17 protein-coding genes and 1 pseudogene are annotated in these 15,987 nt (G+C 60.8%); 12 read left to right on the top strand and 6 right to left on the bottom strand.

Features of this window, described 5'->3' with window-relative positions; genetic code table 11:
- Nucleotides 1-279: 279 nt before the first annotated feature.
- The 3 genes from NKI39_RS33235 to NKI39_RS33225 form a co-directional block, all read right to left on the bottom strand.
- Nucleotides 280-459, bottom strand: a complete 180-nt coding sequence (locus tag NKI39_RS33235) for a hypothetical protein (RefSeq protein ID WP_352496237.1) — start codon at nucleotides 457-459, stop codon at nucleotides 280-282.
- Between the two features lie 92 nt (nucleotides 460-551).
- Nucleotides 552-680: a hypothetical protein gene (locus NKI39_RS33230; RefSeq protein WP_352638435.1), complete on the bottom strand. Its 129-nt coding sequence runs from the start codon at nucleotides 678-680 to the stop codon at nucleotides 552-554.
- 32 nt (nucleotides 681-712) lie between these two features.
- Nucleotides 713-1,102 carry a hypothetical protein gene (locus tag NKI39_RS33225; protein WP_352837244.1) on the bottom strand — a complete coding sequence of 130 codons (390 nt, stop codon included), beginning with the start codon at nucleotides 1,100-1,102 and terminating at the stop codon, nucleotides 713-715.
- A 611-nt stretch (nucleotides 1,103-1,713) separates the two neighbouring features.
- Here NKI39_RS33225 and queC point away from each other — a divergent pair.
- From queC to queE, 3 genes are read left to right on the top strand one after another with little or no spacing between them, the layout of a single operon-like run.
- Nucleotides 1,714-2,412 carry a 7-cyano-7-deazaguanine synthase QueC gene (gene queC, locus NKI39_RS33220; RefSeq protein WP_031194962.1) on the top strand — a complete coding sequence of 233 codons (699 nt, stop codon included), beginning with the start codon at nucleotides 1,714-1,716 and terminating at the stop codon, nucleotides 2,410-2,412.
- Nucleotides 2,412-2,768 (top strand): 6-carboxytetrahydropterin synthase QueD, encoded by a 357-nt coding sequence (gene queD, locus NKI39_RS33215; protein WP_023722053.1) that lies wholly within the window; start codon nucleotides 2,412-2,414, stop codon nucleotides 2,766-2,768. The genes queC and queD overlap by 1 nt, the downstream gene beginning before the upstream one ends.
- Entirely contained in the window at nucleotides 2,765-3,499 is a 735-nt protein-coding gene (gene queE, locus NKI39_RS33210; RefSeq protein ID WP_352837241.1) for a 7-carboxy-7-deazaguanine synthase QueE, read from the top strand. Before queD ends, queE begins: the two co-directional genes overlap by 4 nt.
- Before the next feature lie 562 nt (nucleotides 3,500-4,061).
- Here queE and hemN read toward each other — a convergent pair.
- Nucleotides 4,062-5,411: an oxygen-independent coproporphyrinogen III oxidase gene (hemN, locus tag NKI39_RS33205; RefSeq protein ID WP_352837239.1), complete on the bottom strand. Its 1,350-nt coding sequence runs from the start codon at nucleotides 5,409-5,411 to the stop codon at nucleotides 4,062-4,064.
- Nucleotides 5,412-5,565: 154 nt separating this feature from the next.
- On the opposite strand from hemN, the gene NKI39_RS33200 reads away from it, so the two are divergent.
- The 9 genes from NKI39_RS33200 (at nucleotide 5,566) to ccoS (ending at nucleotide 14,915) form a co-directional block, all read left to right on the top strand.
- On the top strand, nucleotides 5,566-6,312 hold the full coding sequence (locus NKI39_RS33200; RefSeq protein WP_352837236.1) for a Crp/Fnr family transcriptional regulator: 747 nt from the start codon (nucleotides 5,566-5,568) through the stop codon (nucleotides 6,310-6,312).
- A gap of 603 nt (nucleotides 6,313-6,915) precedes the next feature.
- Nucleotides 6,916-8,547 (top strand): cytochrome-c oxidase, cbb3-type subunit I, encoded by a 1,632-nt coding sequence (gene ccoN / locus NKI39_RS33195; protein ID WP_352837233.1) that lies wholly within the window; start codon nucleotides 6,916-6,918, stop codon nucleotides 8,545-8,547.
- Nucleotides 8,538-9,269 (top strand): cytochrome-c oxidase, cbb3-type subunit II, encoded by a 732-nt coding sequence (gene ccoO, locus NKI39_RS33190; RefSeq protein ID WP_352837230.1) that lies wholly within the window; start codon nucleotides 8,538-8,540, stop codon nucleotides 9,267-9,269. Before ccoN ends, ccoO begins: the two co-directional genes overlap by 10 nt.
- A gap of 11 nt (nucleotides 9,270-9,280) precedes the next feature.
- Nucleotides 9,281-9,430 carry a cbb3-type cytochrome c oxidase subunit 3 gene (locus tag NKI39_RS33185; protein ID WP_352480266.1) on the top strand — a complete coding sequence of 50 codons (150 nt, stop codon included), beginning with the start codon at nucleotides 9,281-9,283 and terminating at the stop codon, nucleotides 9,428-9,430.
- Between the two features lie 2 nt (nucleotides 9,431-9,432).
- Entirely contained in the window at nucleotides 9,433-10,296 is an 864-nt protein-coding gene (gene ccoP, locus NKI39_RS33180; protein ID WP_352837227.1) for a cytochrome-c oxidase, cbb3-type subunit III, read from the top strand.
- 131 nt (nucleotides 10,297-10,427) lie between these two features.
- Nucleotides 10,428-11,987: a cytochrome c oxidase accessory protein CcoG gene (gene ccoG / locus NKI39_RS33175; RefSeq protein WP_352647522.1), complete on the top strand. Its 1,560-nt coding sequence runs from the start codon at nucleotides 10,428-10,430 to the stop codon at nucleotides 11,985-11,987.
- Nucleotides 11,984-12,481 carry a FixH family protein gene (locus NKI39_RS33170; protein ID WP_352474118.1) on the top strand — a complete coding sequence of 166 codons (498 nt, stop codon included), beginning with the start codon at nucleotides 11,984-11,986 and terminating at the stop codon, nucleotides 12,479-12,481. The genes ccoG and NKI39_RS33170 overlap by 4 nt, the downstream gene beginning before the upstream one ends.
- On the top strand, nucleotides 12,478-14,766 hold the full coding sequence (locus NKI39_RS33165; RefSeq protein ID WP_352837224.1) for a cation-translocating P-type ATPase: 2,289 nt from the start codon (nucleotides 12,478-12,480) through the stop codon (nucleotides 14,764-14,766). Before NKI39_RS33170 ends, NKI39_RS33165 begins: the two co-directional genes overlap by 4 nt.
- Nucleotides 14,763-14,915 carry a cbb3-type cytochrome oxidase assembly protein CcoS gene (gene ccoS, locus NKI39_RS33160; protein WP_352649465.1) on the top strand — a complete coding sequence of 51 codons (153 nt, stop codon included), beginning with the start codon at nucleotides 14,763-14,765 and terminating at the stop codon, nucleotides 14,913-14,915. The genes NKI39_RS33165 and ccoS overlap by 4 nt, the downstream gene beginning before the upstream one ends.
- A 468-nt stretch (nucleotides 14,916-15,383) precedes the next feature.
- Here ccoS and NKI39_RS33155 read toward each other — a convergent pair whose 3' ends face one another.
- Both NKI39_RS33155 and NKI39_RS33150 read right to left on the bottom strand, forming a co-directional pair.
- Complete coding sequence (locus NKI39_RS33155; RefSeq protein ID WP_352837221.1) at nucleotides 15,384-15,680, bottom strand: hypothetical protein; 297 nt, start codon at nucleotides 15,678-15,680, stop codon at nucleotides 15,384-15,386.
- Nucleotides 15,680-15,901: pseudogene (locus tag NKI39_RS33150) on the bottom strand (transposase domain-containing protein); the annotation flags it as partial. The gene NKI39_RS33155 and the pseudogene NKI39_RS33150, both read right to left, overlap by 1 nt.
- Nucleotides 15,902-15,987 lie beyond the last annotated feature (86 nt).

The following is a 15,987-nucleotide window of genomic DNA, read 5'->3' as shown; positions in this document are numbered from 1 at the left end:
ATGACAAACCGCTCAGCGGCAGCGCAAGATCGTTCATGGTGGGTGTGGTCTCCGGGAAATGGTTCGGATCGGCTTAAGCAACCAAATCCTACGTCATTTCAACGATCAGATCCCGAGCAGCCAGCCAGTATTCGACCGTCGCTGGCGCCTCCGCCCACTGAGGCCTTGTGCTTCCTCCAGCGAGTCAAGCCGATCACCATGCGTGTCGCCAGTTCTGGTGCTCACCCACGTGCCATTTGCGATCTTGTGTCGGTGAGAGCACCGCAAGCACCTCCCCTGCTAGAGGGCAAGGCGGCTTGCGTCGCCCGTGTTGTTACTATTCTTCGCTGTGGTCGGAGTTTTTTCCTTGGCTTCGGAATCGGGACATTCGGCTTTGCAAAAAAACAGGCCATCGTGGTCGATCGTCACGCCCCCGAGTTCGGCGGCACGATGGGACGACAACGGCAGCGCAAGCTCCATTTGCGCGAGGGGCTCGTCCCTTCAAATACTTGATGCATTTGCGCTTTGCGTACCTCCGTGCATGTTGCTCGATGCCAGGCGGAGACCTCTGTCTAAACGATCGCGCATCGATGCAACGCCCACGCGTAGATCGCCATCATCGCGGCGACCGCTTTGCCGCGATCGCCGCAGCCGTTTTCGAGCACGACAATCATGCCGGCGCTGTCGGCAGCGATGCGCATGCAAAAATTCACAGATGCATTCTGGCCAAATGCTAGCTGCCCAGCAAATGTCCGGCATTTCGCAAGGCCCCTAGGAAGAGACTGGCATGGCCGTTGGCATCGGTCTTGGCCTGCATCGACAGGGGCATGCTGTGCCAGTTCTCCAAGGGCGCAGTGAAATGTGAGAACGTACCGTTGACGATGCAATGGTGGGTAACAAGGCCCTGTCTGTCCAACGCCAGCACGCCGATCTGGTCGCCCTGGTATCGGATGGCTGCGACCCGCTGGACCCCCGCATCACCGTCGACCCGCACGTCGAAAAGCAGGATGCCGCGGCTCCTGGTGGCTACCTCGGCGGCCTTTTCAGCAAAGCTTAAGGAGAGCGAGCGGACGCTTTCGACCGCCAGCTGTAAAACCATCAAATCCAGTTCATCCACTGCCATAAGGTACCTGCGCGCAACACATGGGTGATAGCAATCGACCACACCGCTTGTTCACAGATGTCGGCTCACGACCGATCATTCAGGTCGTTGCCGGACGTCCATTGACCGAGGGAGTGCTCCGGTTCGAACCGATCCTGAAGCGGAATGCGCTGGATCTACGGAACCCGAGGAGCAGGCCAGCCAAAGTTGCCGCGACAATTGATGTCGTGATCATTCCAGACATCTGCATCGGCGTCGCTGAACATCCCACTGGTAAGTCCGTTGTTTGCGGCAAGCCCATCCTTGGGCCGTCTAGTACCTGAAACCCTCGCGGTGGCGTCCCTCGAAGCTCGGGACCGCCGGGCGCTTGATCGTCGAGAACTTTGTTTACGAAGGTCCGGACCTCCTGCAGAGCTTATTCTGGTGCGCTCGCCTTTGAGCATTCCGCTGAAGCGTGACGTTTCGCTAGTCAGTGTTCCTTGCAGGCTCACCGCGAGGGCGCCTTGCACACAGCTGCACGTCAGCGCATGAAACTCGTCCCCCCTTCACTTCACAAAATGGATTTCCTGAAGTACTGGGAGCGCAGAGAAATCTCCGGTCGCAGCCTACCCGGTTAAAACAAGGACCCAAAAATGAAGACTCTCGTCGTCTGCTCCGGCGGATTGGACTCCGTTACCCTTGCTCACAAGGTGGCAGCGGAGCACGAACTCGCCGGCCTCCTATCTTTCGATTACGGCCAACGGCATAGGAAGGAATTGGGCTTCGCCGCCCTTTGCGCGGAGCGACTGAGCGTCCCGCACCGCATCATCGACATCCACGAGATCGGCGGCGGCCTTTCCGGCTCCGCGCTGACCGATAATGTGGACGTGCCCGACGGGCACTACGCCGAAGACACGATGAAGGTCACGGTGGTGCCGAACCGGAACGCCATCATGTTGGCCATTGCCTTCGGCTTCGCCGCAGCGCACGGCGCTGAGGCGGTGGCGACGGCCGTGCATGGTGGGGATCATTTCATTTATCCCGACTGCCGTCCGGCCTTCATCGACGCTTTCCAGATGATGCAGGACCACGCGCTCGACGGCTACGCGGAGATTCGCATTTATGCACCCTATGTGAATCTCACGAAGGCGGACATTGTTAGGAATGGAGCAGCATACGGCACGCCGTTTGCGCAGACCTGGTCCTGCTACAAGGGCGCCGAGCGTCACTGCGGGAGGTGCGGGACCTGCGTCGAGCGGCGCGAGGCGTTTCATCTCTCTGGGCAGCCGGACCCCACCGACTACGAGGACTCCGACTTCTGGCTCGATGCGCTGCGAAGGAGGACCGCGTAATGTTCCGCATCACCAAGGAATTCCACTTCTCAGCCTCGCATCAGCTCACCTCGTTGCCACCCGATCACCAATGCGCGCGCCTGCACGGGCATAACTACATCGTTGAAGTGGAGCTTTCAGCGAATGGACTGAACGACAACGGCTTCGTGCGCGACTATCACGATTTGGCGCCATTCAAACGCTACATCGACGAGAGCTTCGACCACCGGCATCTCAACGACGTGCTGGGACATGAGCAAGTCACGGCGGAATATCTGGCCAGACATTTTTATGAATGGTGCAAGGCACGCCTGCGCGAAACCTCGGCCGTGCGGGTGAGCGAAACGCCGAAAACCTGGGCGGAATACCGGCCATGACCGATACGCATCCCGCAATCCGCGTGAGTGAGATTTTCGGGCCGACGATCCAGGGCGAGGGCGTGCTCATCGGTTTGCCCACGGTCTTCGTCAGAACCGGCGGGTGTGACTATCGCTGTTCCTGGTGCGACAGCCTGCATGCGGTGGACAATCAATTCCGCCATGAATGGGAGATGATGTCCATTGGCGCGGTGTGGCAAAACGTGCTTGCGCTTTCCGGTGGCCGCGCGCTGATGGTGTCGCTGTCAGGCGGCAATCCGGCCATCCAGCCGCTCGGCGCGCTCATTGAGCGAGGCCATGGTGAAGGTTACCGTTTTGCGCTGGAAACCCAAGGTTCGGTGGCCAGGGACTGGTTTGCCGACCTTGACGTGCTAGTCCTCAGCCCAAAGCCGCCGTCAAGCCAAATGACGACCGATTGGGCCGCTTTCGAGGCGTGCCTCCAGGCGGCACAAGGCAGGCCGCAAGTCGTGCTCAAGCTCATTGTTTTCGACGAAAGGGACTACGCCTACGCGAAAGACGCCGCTGCGAGATTTCCGCGACTTCCGATCTATCTGCAACCCGGCAATCACACGCCGCCACGCCCCGCAAATGAAGACGCTCCTGTCGACCTTGACGGAATATTGAAGCGCATGGAGTGGCTGGTTGATGCCGTGACCCGCGACAGGTGGTTCGAAGCCCGTGTGCTGCCGCAGCTGCACGTTATGCTCTGGGGTAACAAGAGAGCCGTCTAGCCTAGGCCCGCTTTTCACTGAAACTGCGCCGGCGGATATTCGGGTGGACGGGTTGTCCCACGCTTGACGGCGCTGCCGGGGTGCTTGCGGACTTCTGCCACCCGCACCAAGAGCGTGGCCAGCCGCTTACGACTCGGATTGTTGCCGAGGCTCGGTTTCGACGGGCGTCCCTGGCGCGAACCAATAAGGTTAGCGCGAGCCACGGGTGGATAGTCACGGGTGGATAGTATGGTGGTGCGATGCGGCGGCGCCCGCTGCAGCTGGCACGGTCCTTGCGGATTCTTGTTGCAAGGCCGAAGGGAGCTGTTGGCCGACAACCATGATCTGGCCAGGACGATTGTCGACTGCTTCCGATACAGAAAACAGGCCGGACGTGGCGCTTTAGGGACTGCGGAATGGAATACGGCGCCGGAAGGCACGACCGGACGATATCGTCGCTATGCCAAGACGCGTCTGGTCCGCTCCGAATCCTGTCTTGACACGACGGTCGCAGTCAACAGTGAAAAACGTAGCGCAATCGGTTCGAGATCGACTGAGAACCATGACCGTTCCTCTGCGGTGCTCAGACTGCCGCTGAGTGCCTGGCCGTTCCACTTTCGAAATATTTGTCGAACTTTGCCGCGATGCTCCTGACAAAGGGCCGGCTTTCCGCAGGCACGACGAAGCGGTCACCATCAAGTTCAAGCAACCGCGCAGGATCTTGGAGGGCCGTGGAACTCGCTCGGACGAGAAGTCTTTGGCCGGCTTCGCCAAAGCGCTCCACCAGTACGATCGCCGAGAAGCCGAAGTCACACATCAGCCGCTCGATGATCCAGCCGCGAACACGGTCGTCGTCGGAAAGCGCGATACCCCGAACAGCGGCCAGCCCGCCATCAGCAACCATGCGTGCATACTCGGCGGTCGAAGGCATGTTCTGTGCATAGCCCTGGCGAAACTGGCTGATGGATGACGGGCCAAGGCCGATCAAGGTCTCGCATCGATCCTCGGTGTAGCCCTGAAAGTTCCGGCGCAGTGTTCCGGCGCGGGCGGCAAGCGCGAGGGCATCGCCCGGCTTGGCGAAATGATCGAGGCCGATTGCTTCGTATCCCTGGTCCATGATCGCCCGCGCCGCCAGTTGCGATTGGGCAAACCGCTCCTCTGGCCCTGGCAGCCACGCCTCGTCGATCATCGTCTGATGTTTCTTGAACCACGGCACATGGGCGTAGCCAAAAAGCGCGATCCGATCCGGTTCCAGGGTCAGTGCCTGTGCAACCGTGGAGGCGACGCTCTCTCGGGTCTGATGCGGCAGGCCGTAGAGCAGATCGAGATTGACGGATTCGACGCCGCGCGAACGAACGCCATCAACAACCGTCTTGGTCTGCAGAAAGCTCTGCTCGCGGTTGATTGCCTTCTGCACCTTCGGGTCGAAATCCTGGACGCCGAGGCTCGCCCTTGTCATGCCGATTTCGGCAAGTGCATCGAGGCGGGCATCGTCCATATCGTTGGGTTCGATCTCAACGCTGATCTTTGCACCGGGGAGAAACGTGAAGCTGTTGCGCAGGACGGTTCCCAGCGCCACCAGATCCTCCGGTTTGAGCATCGTCGGCGAACCGCCGCCGAAATGGACGGCACGCATGCGGCCCTTGCCTGCGACAAGACTGGAGACGGTGGCGATCTCGGCATGCAGTGAGCGCAGATATGTGGTCACTGGTTCGTAGTGGCGTGTCTGCTTGGTGTGGCAAGCGCAGAACCAGCAAAGCTTGTCGCAATACGGGATGTGCAGATAGAGCGAGATCTCATCGCCGTCGTTGAGCGCCTCCAACCAGCCTCGGTAAACGACGGCATCGACCCCCGCATGGAAATGCGGCGCGGTCGGATAACTGGTATAGCGCGGGACGTTCTCGCCAAGTCTGGCGGCTAGCTCCAGTCGCATGTCGTGGTCCACCGTGTTTGCGTCGCCGGCACTGTGGATGCTTGGATGAGCCTAAGCCCTGATTTCGATCAACCTTCAGCACGGACAAACTGCCGCAAGGATTTTTCTACCGTCGATTGCTATCCTGCCCGCACTGGACCGGTAGAGCAATCGAATGACATTACGGCAGGACATTCACAGTTCCGGCATTCCCGTTCTTTGCCTGTCTTGCGAGGCACGGCACCACGGTGTCTGTGGTGCGCTCGAACCAGACCATTTGGCTCAGCTCGCCAAGACGTCGTCGCGGCACAATATCGAGCCGGGGGTCGAACTGATCGGCGACGCCGAGGCGGTCGACTGTTATTCAAACGTGCTTTCAGGCGTGGTGAAGCTCACGAAGAGCCTTTCGGACGGCCGCCAGCAGATCGTCGGTCTCCAGTTCGCGCCGGATTTTCTGGGACGGCCCTTCAAGATGAAAAGCACGATCAATGCGGAAGCGGCAACAGCTGTCTCGCTATGCTCGTTTCCGAGAGCGGCCATCGAACGGATGATGAAGGAATCACCGGAATTTGTGCATCGCCTGTTCAAGCAGGCGCTGAACGAACTCGACGAGGCACGCGAATGGATGGTGACTCTGGGGCGCAAGACCGCACCGGAGAAGGTGGCGAGCTTTCTCCTCATGATCGCCCGGAACATCGGTTCCAGTGTTGACCCGGCGGCCAGGTCGGCGTGCTTCGAGCTGCCGATGACGCGTGCCGACATCTCTGATTTCCTTGGAATTACAAACGAGACCGTGAGCCGTCAGCTGACCAGCCTGAGAATGGACGGCGTGATTCGGATCGAGAACAACCGCCGTGTCACCGTGGACAGCATGAGCCGGCTGGAACGGCGCTGCGGCGGCCGAGGCGCAACCGCCGTTTGAATGACACCGAAGCTGCATGGCCTACGTCACTTACTTCGTTCGGGGCAGGGCATGCTCGCGTTGGGCTTAGAAGAAGTCGCATAGCGACAGCCCGCTCTCCATCCGATCGCCTGAGCCAGGTGTGTTTCGGCCAACTCGTCGGCGAAGCATCCATCCTCGAGGTGCTCGACGTGCAATCGGCTGTTCCAGCAGGATTGCACTCGGCCGAAGTCAATACGCCTCATACGCAGGGGAAAATCGCCGTCTCCCCGAACCATGTATGTCACGAAGGCAGCGCAACGCTGGCGCTGGCTGTCCCAAGGCATTGAAACGATCGACGTTCGGCAAGGCATCGGCCTACTTTCCAGCGTCACAGAAGGCGCGCTTCCCACACGCCCGCGATCGCCTCCAAACCCGGCCCGACCTGGGACGCCGGGCCTGTCCATAAGCGTGGCGGCCGGTGCTGCGCTTCCACATTCGATCGCCACAGTCTGATCGCACCGAACTCGATCCTGCTCGAAGCAAAATCGTGCGGCTCTGACATGGATCAGGGCGAGCAGGCCACGGCTGCGCAATAAGGCACTGCGGTTTGGCGCCCGCCGGAATTCGAAATCGGGGCTTGCGATGAAATTCGGCACAGAGATCGTCCTTCTAAGCCTGTTTGCGTTTGCGGCCCTGGTGGCTGCCGGCTTCGGCGTAGATGAACCTTTTCGCCGGCATATGTGGGTTTTGTTCTTCGCCGTGGCTGGCTTCACGGCGATTCTGTTGCGCAACACGGAGTTCAAGCCGGCAGTTCCGATCGACCCCGCCGCTTACATGGATGGGCCGATCCGCTACGGTGCCATCGCCACCGTATTCTGGGGCGTCGTCGGCATGCTGGTCGGCGTGGTCATCGCCCTGCAGCTCGCCTACCCGGATCTCAACATCCAGCCCTGGTTCAATTTCGGCCGTTTACGGCCATTGCATACGTCGGGCGTCGTCTTCGCCTTCGGCGGCAATGCGCTGCTCTGCACGTCGCTGTATGTCGTCCAGCGCACCTGCCGCGCTCGGCTGTTCGGCGGCGATCTCGGCTGGTTCGTGTTCTGGGGCTACCAGCTCTTCATCGTCATGGCGGCGACCGGCTACCTGCTCGGCATAACCGAGAGCCGCGAATACGCCGAGCCCGAATGGTATGTGGACCTGTGGCTGACCATTGTCTGGGTCGCCTATCTCATCCTGTTCCTCGGCACGATCCTGAAGCGCAAGGAACCGCACATCTATGTCGCCAACTGGTTCTACCTTGCCTTCATCGTGACCATCGCAATGCTGCATGTGATCAACAACCTGTCGATGCCGGTCTCCTTCCTGGGCTCCAAGAGCTATTCAGCCTTCTCCGGCGTACAGGACGCCCTGACGCAATGGTGGTACGGCCACAATGCCGTCGGCTTCTTCCTCACCGCCGGCTTCCTCGGGATGATGTATTATTTCGTGCCCAAGCAGGCCAACCGACCGGTCTATTCCTACCGGCTGTCTATCATCCACTTCTGGGCTTTGATCTTTCTCTACATCTGGGCCGGTCCGCACCACCTCCACTACACCGCCCTGCCGGACTGGGCCCAGACGCTCGGCATGGTGTTCTCGATCATGCTGTGGATGCCCTCGTGGGGCGGCATGATAAACGGCCTGATGACGCTCTCGGGCGCCTGGGACAAGCTGCGCACCGACCCGATCATCCGTATGATGGTGATGGCCATCGCCTTCTACGGGATGTCGACCTTCGAAGGCCCGATGATGTCAATCAAGGCCGTCAACTCGCTCTCGCACTACACCGACTGGACCATCGGTCACGTCCATTCGGGCGCGCTCGGATGGGTTGGCATGATCTCGTTCGGCGCGATTTATTTCATGGTCCCGAAGTTATGGAACCGCGACCGGCTTTATTCGCTGCGGCTCGTCAACTGGCACTTCTGGCTGGCGACGCTTGGGATCGTCGTTTACGCCGCGGTGATGTGGGTCTCCGGCGTCATGCAGGGCCTTATGTGGCGCGAATACGACGAGCAGGGCTTCCTGGTCTACTCCTTCGCCGAAACCGTCGCCGCCATGCATCCCTACTACATCATGCGTGCCATCGGCGGCGCGATGTATCTGTCGGGCGCCCTCATCATGGCCTGGAACATCGCCATGACCATCCTCGGCTACCGGCGCGAGGAGGATCCGATGCCGCGCTCCATCCCCGCCCTCCAGCCTGTACGATCAGGAGCCAGAAAATGGGCCTGATGGACAGACACGCGGTCATCGAGAAGAACGCCACACTTCTTCTCCTCGGGTCCCTGCTGGTCGTAACAATCGGCGGTATCGTCGAGATCGCGCCGCTCTTCTATCTCGACAACACCATCGAGAAGGTCGAAGGCATGCGGCCCTATTCGCCGCTCGAGCTCGCCGGGCGCAACATCTATGCGCGAGAGGGCTGCTACCTCTGCCACAGCCAGATGATAAGGCCGTTCCGCGACGAGGTCGAGCGCTACGGCCACTATAGCCTGGCGGCCGAGTCGATGTACGACCACCCGTTCCAGTGGGGCTCGAAGCGCACCGGGCCGGATCTCGCCCGGGTCGGCGACCGCTACTCGAACGGATGGCACGTCCAGCATCTCACCGAGCCGCGTTCGGTGGTGCCGGAATCAATCATGCCGAGCTATGCCTTCCTGAAGGACATGCCAATCGAGGTGAAGGATTTCTCGACGCATCTGATCGCCAACAGCCGTGTCGGTGTGCCCTATTCAGACGACATGATCGCTCATGCCAATGCCGATCTCATGGCGCAGGCCGATGCGAATGCCGACACATCGGGCCTGGAGAGACGCTATCCGGAGGCCAAGCTTGGGGACTTCGACGGCGATCCGCAGCAGGTCACCGAAATGGATGCGCTGGTCGCCTATCTCCAGATGCTCGGCACGCTGGTCGATTTCAGGACCTATGACGAAGCCGCCGGTTACCGCTGAGGAGAATGGCGATGACCTACAATTTCATGCGGGAGTTTGCCGACAGCTGGGGCCTGCTTGCCATGGCGCTTTTCTTCCTCGGATGCGTTGCCTTTGCACTTCGTCCCGGCAGCCGCAGGCAAGCCGAGAGAGCCGCTCACATTCCTCTCAAGGGCGACTGATCATGGGCAGCGAGCATATCGATGAGGTTTCGGGCATCTCGACGACCGGCCATGAGTGGGACGGCATCAAGGAACTCAACAACCCGCTTCCGCGCTGGTGGGTCATCACCTTCTACATCACCATTGCCTGGGCGATCGGCTACACCGTCGTCTATCCGGCATGGCCGATGCTGACTTCCGCGACCAGGGGTGTGCTGGGGTATTCGAGCCGCAAAGACGTCAAGAATGAACTGGCAGCGGCCGAAGTGGCCAAGGGCAAATATGTCGCTGCCATTCAGGCGAAGACCGTCTCCGAGATTACTGCCGACGACACGCTACGCGAATTCGCCGGCGCCGCAGGTGGCGCCGCGTTCAAGGTCAATTGCGTGCAGTGCCATGGCTCGGGCGCTCAAGGCTCCAAGGGTTTTCCCAACCTAAACGACGACGATTGGCTGTGGGGTGGCAACGCCGAACAGATCCAGCAGACGATTGCGCACGGCATCCGCTTCGCATCAGACCCGGATACGCGCCTGTCGGAAATGCCTGCTTTTGGCGACATCATCACGACGGATCAGATCAAGCAGGTCGGCGCCTATGTCGCAAGCCTCTCCGATCCTGTTCAGGACACAAGCCTGATCGAACTCGGCGCCAATGTTTTCGCCGAGAATTGTGCGGCCTGTCATGGTGAGAATGCAAAGGGCAACAGGGAGCTCGGCGCACCCGACCTGACCGACGCGATCTGGCTATACGGGTCTGGCGAAACAGCCATCGCCGCGCAGGTCCGCGCGCCGAAGCACGGCGTCATGCCGGCCTGGATCGGGCGTCTCGGCGAGATCAAGGCCAAGGAACTCGCGGTCTATGTCCATTCGCTTGGTGGCGGAGAATAGGTACGCAGCCTATTCTCGTCCTCCCCCCCACCGCCAAGCGACGAGGCCCGGCGCGAGCCGGGCCTCGGCATCATCCAGAAACCGATGGGTCGGGCTTCCGGCGAAATCGTCGCTGGTGACTGGAGCTTCTCGTGCTCGATAACACGCAAATAGAACGGCTCGAAGCCGATGCGGTCAACTCCGCCAAGACCCGTCAGCCGCTCTATGCCGGACGCAAGAAGATCTTCCCGAACCGGGCTTCTGGCAGTTTCCGCCGCTTCAAGTGGTCGGTGATGGCAATCACGCTGGGGATCTACTACCTGACCCCCTGGCTGCGGTGGGATCGCGGGCCATTTGCCCCTGACCAGGCCGTGCTGGTCGATCTTGCCAACCGCCGCTTCTACTTCTTCTTCATCGAGATATGGCCGCAGGAATTCTACTACGTCGCCGGCCTGCTGGTCATGGCCGGTGTCGGCCTTTTCCTGATCACGTCGACTGTCGGTCGTGCCTGGTGCGGCTATACATGCCCGCAGACCGTGTGGGTCGATCTGTTCCTGGTCGTCGAGCGGGCCATCGAGGGCGACCGCAATGCGCGCATCAAGCTCGACGCCGGTCCCTGGACCAGCCGCAAACTCGTGCTGCGAACATCGAAACACGCCATTTGGCTGGTCATAGGGGTGCTGACCGGCGGCGCCTGGATTTTCTATTTCGCCGATGCGCCGATGCTGCTTGGGGAACTCTTCACCGGCACCGCCGCCCCCGTCGCCTACATCACCGTCGCCGTGCTGACGGCGACGACCTATACGTTCGGCGGGCTGATGCGCGAGCAGGTCTGCACCTACATGTGCCCATGGCCGCGCATCCAGGCGGCCATGCTCGACGAGAATTCCCTCACCGTCACCTATAATGACTGGCGCGGCGAACCGCGCTCGCGTCACGCCAAGAGGGTCCTTGCCGCCGGGCAGCCCGTCGGCGACTGCGTCGACTGCAATGCCTGTGTCGCGGTGTGCCCGATGGGGATCGACATTCGTGATGGCCAGCAGCTTGAATGCATCACCTGCGCGCTCTGCATCGATACCTGTGACGGTATCATGGACAAGCTCGGCAGGGAGCGCGGACTGATTTCCTATGCGACGCTGGCCGACTACAACGCCAATGTGATGCTGGCGACCCCGGGCGGCTCCGGTTCAGTCAACCCGTCACTGGTCAGGAGCGCTGACGGCCTGTTCTCCGACAAGGTGGCCCGTTTCCATATTCGCAAGATCTTTCGCCCGCGCACCTTCATCTACATGGGCGTCTGGTCGGCGGTCGGTCTCGCGCTGCTCTATTCGCTGCTGACCCGCGAACGGCTCGAATTGAATGTCCTGCACGATCGCAACCCGCAGTTCGTGACGCTGTCCGACGGTTCGATCCGCAACGGCTACACCGTCAAGCTGCTCAACATGATCCCCGAACCAAGAACGATCATTGTCACGATGCAGGGCCTGCATGGAGCCGAAATAAGCGTTGTCGGCATCGACCTGCCGGCGGATCGCTCCTTCGCCGTCCCGGTCGAACCCGACCGGCTGAAGATGCTCAAGGTTTTCGTGCGTCAGCCGGCAGATCAGGTTCGGGGTGCAGCGCAAAGCTTCAAGTTCCGGGTCGAAAACAAGGCAACGTTCGAGTCGGACGAATATACGGCCACTTTCAACGCACCGGAGAGCGCCAGATGAGCGACACCTCGCGACAATCCCGCGAATTCACCGGCAGGCATATGCTGTTCACCATCCTTGGCTTCTTCGGCGTGGTCATAGCGGTCAATCTGACGATGGCGACGCTCGCCAACACGAGCTGGACCGGCCTTGTCGTCGAAAACACCTATGTGGCGAGCCAGCAATTCAACAAAAAGGCCGAGCAAGGGCGAGCTCAGGCGGCCCTCGGCTGGACTGGCAAACTGACCATCGCAGGCGGTGAGGTCCGCTACAGCCTCACCGATGCTGTCGGCAAGCCGGTTGCCTTGCATGGCGTCAAGGTGCTGTTCCGTCATCCCGCCTACGAGGCCGAGGACAAATCCGTCACTCTTGAGGCTGCCTCCGGTCAGATATTCGCCGCGCACCACACGCCCAAGGATGGCCTCTGGATCGTCGAAATCGACGCCGATGCGAGCCTTGCGGAACCCTATCGCGACGTTCGCCGGATCATGATTTCCCACGGGGCGCTGCAATGAGCTGCTGCGCGCCAGGCGCCCAAATGGCATTGGACCTGGAAAAGGTCACACTGGTCCTGCCTTCTGGCCAGGAAATCAGACTGGCGAGCCGCTCGATTGGCGAAAATCTTCGCCAGACCGACCTCTCGGTGCCGGCTGTGCATTGTGCCGCCTGCATCCAGACGATCGAGACGGCGATCGGCAAGCTAGATCGCGTCGAAGGCGCTCGTGTCAATCTTTCGACGAAACGTGTTTCGGTCCGGTGGCGCGGCGAGGAGGTTCCGCCATTCGTCGCCACACTTGGACGGCTGGGCTATGGCGCGCACCTGTTCGATCCCGAGGCTGACGGGAAGGACAAGACGCTCTCGGAACTGATCCGCGCCGTCGCGGTCGCCGGCTTTGCGGCGGGCAACATCATGCTGCTATCAGTCTCCGTCTGGTCCGGCGCGCAAGGCGCGACCCGCGACCTGTTCCATTGGGTCTCGGCCTTGATTGCCATTCCTGTGCTCGCTTTCGCCGGCGGCATCTATTTTCGCTCGGCCTGGAATGCGCTACGCCACAGCCGCATGAACATGGACGTGCCGATCGCGGTCGGGGTATCGCTCGCTTACGCCATGAGCCTCTACGAGACGATCAACCATGGCGACCATGCTTATTTCGACGCGTCGGTGTCGCTGCTGTTCTTTCTGCTGATCGGCCGCACGCTGGATCACGTGATGCGGGAACGAGCACGGACGGCCGTAAACGGACTGGCTCGGCTGGCGGCGCGCGGCGCCATGGTGCTGCGCGAGGATGGTTCGCGCGACTACTTGCCGGTTGGCGAGATCGAACCAGGAATGGAGCTCTTGATCGCGGCCGGCGAGAGGATGCCCATCGACGGCAGGATCATTGGCGGGGCGTCGGATCTCGACTGTTCCCTGGTTTCCGGGGAAAGCACGCCCAGAACGGTGGGCCCGGGGGCGCAGGTCCAGGCCGGTACACTCAATCTCACCGGTCCGCTGACCATCGAGGCGACGGACGCCGCGAAGGATTCATTCCTGGCCGAAATGGTTCGGCTGATGGAAGCGGCAGAGGGCGGCCGCGCCCGCCATCGCAGGATCGCCGATCGCGTCTCCGCGCTCTATGCCCCCGTGGTCCACCTCACCGCCTTTGTGACGTTCCTCGGCTGGATGGCGGCGACCGGCGACTGGCACCGGGCAATAACAATCGCCATCGCCGTTTTGATCATCACATGCCCGTGCGCGCTCGGTCTCGCCGTGCCGATCGTGCAGGTGGTCGCTGCGCGGCGGCTGTTTGAAAGCGGTGTCATGGTCAGGGACGGCTCCGCCATGGAGCGCCTGGCGGGGATCGACACGGCATTGTTCGACAAAACCGGCACGCTTACGCTCGGACTGCCCAGGCTGATCAATGCGCCGTCCATCGATCCGACGATGCTCGCCATCGCGGCCGAGATGGCAGCGCATTCCCGCCATCCCTTTTCGAAGGCAATCGCTGGCCATGCAGCCTTTGCCGGCCAGCCGAAACTCGCGTCCGTCAGCGAGCATCCGGGCTTCGGCATCGAAGCCATCGCCGAGGGCAGTACCTGGCGGCTGGGTCGCCGCGGATGGGGTGAGTGGAAAGCCCGGACCGGCGGCGAAGGCAAACAAGGCTATGGCGGAACCGTTCTGACGAAGGACGGGGTCATTGTCGCGACTTTCGATTTCGAGGATGAGCTGCGTGCCGATGCCAACGCGGCCATCGAGCAACTGAACGGCGCCGGCGTGTCGGTGGAGATGCTGTCGGGCGACACAGAAGCTGCCTGCGGCGAGGTCGCGGAAGCACTGGGCGTCGAGCGCTTCCTTCCCGCGTTGCTTCCCTCTGGGAAGGTCGAACACATCGAAGTATTGACCCGAACTGGCCACAAGGTGCTGATGGTCGGCGATGGGCTCAACGACACGCCTGCGTTGGGCGCCGCACACGTTTCGATAGCTCCGGCCACGGCGGCGGATATCGGTCGCAACGCCGCGGATTTCGTGTTCTTGCGTAAAAGTCTTCTGGCGGTCCCACTTGCTTTAGACATTTCGCGGAAGGCCGGACGGCTGATCCGGCAGAACATCGCCATCGCGATCGTTTACAATGGCGTCGCCGTGCCGGTCGCCATCCTGGGACACGTTACGCCACTGATCGCGGCGGTCGCGATGTCCGCCTCGTCCCTCCTGGTCATCGGCAATGCGCTACGCCTGCAAGGTTTCGTGTCAAATGCATCGGTGCAAAATGCCCGACATGACAGGCGCTCCGACATTGGCGCACTGGCACAATCCTCATGACGACGCTCGCCTACCTCATACCTGTGGCCCTGTTCCTCGGAGCGCTTGGGCTGGCCGGGTTCCTGTGGGCCTTGAGGAGCGGCCAATATGAGGATCTCAATGGCGCCGCCGAGCGGATCCTGATCGACCGCGACGAGCCACGCAGCTGACCCAGCCTGCCCTGCGAGGACTCGCTCGAATATTTTCCGCGGTTGCTTCGCGTCAGGCCGATTTCGGCGCGCGACTGGCGCGAACGGATCAGCCAGAATACGTTGCCGAACTTTCGGCCAGGAAAGGGCCGCACCGAACAGGAAGCCGGCCATTCCATGATGGATGGGGCAGAAATATAAGTATAATCAGCTAGTTCCCAGATGTTGTGTGCTAAATCGCACACGAAAGTTCTGCTTCCCTTCTTTTTTCGTTCCCACGACGGAGCCGCCGACAGCTCTTTTCGGACGCTCTTCTGCCGACGATATTGACCGCCCCATTGCGTATGTTCGCCGGGATATCCGTGCACCCCATTGTCCGCCGCGGCGTCCAGTCTGCCTGGGATTCCTGGAAGCTTTTCGAACTTTCTGGGTCGCGCCTCAGCCCGAATTGCAGGCGCTTATGGGACAATTTGGGTAACCGCCCGGTTATTACCGCGGAGATTTCGTTTTGATGCGAGCGATGAGTTCTTGGCCATCGACGAAGGCTTCGAGGAAGTCATTCCATTCGTCAGCGGTGCGGCGCGCATGGGCAAGCATTTGCTCCAGCTCTTCCATTCCGTCGCGGGTAAGCGAAGTTATTGCCTCGTCCTGTCCGGTGTAGACGCTGATGATGCTGCCGTAGCTCAGGTTGTCATCGTTGCTGACGATCGCCTGAAGGAGTTCGGCATCTTCATCGAGCAATTTGGCGACGTAGTCGATGCTGAACACATGGGTCACCGTTGCCATCAGGCAGCCTCGGCGGAGATGGCGGTGATAGGTGACCAATTCCAGGGAAGCAGCTCGTCGAGGCGATTGATCTTGTGATCGTGAATGCGGTCGAGCACGTCTGCGAGATATGCCTGCGGATCGATGCCGTTCATCTTGGCCGTCTCGATGATTGTCATGGCGCGAGCCAAGGTCTCCGCGCCGGTGTCGGCGCCAGCAAATAGCCAGTTTTTTCTTCCGATTGCGAAGACCGATTCATTATGCACCTCCTTTTCAAATGGCGGAAAACAGCGATTCCTGGTTGTCGTCGTGGATGCGATGCGGAGTA

The sequence above is a fragment of the Mesorhizobium sp. M0664 genome (assembly GCF_040320565.1).
Taxonomy (GTDB): Bacteria; Pseudomonadota; Alphaproteobacteria; order Rhizobiales; family Rhizobiaceae; genus Mesorhizobium.
This window is presented reverse-complemented; position numbering and strand designations above follow the sequence as displayed.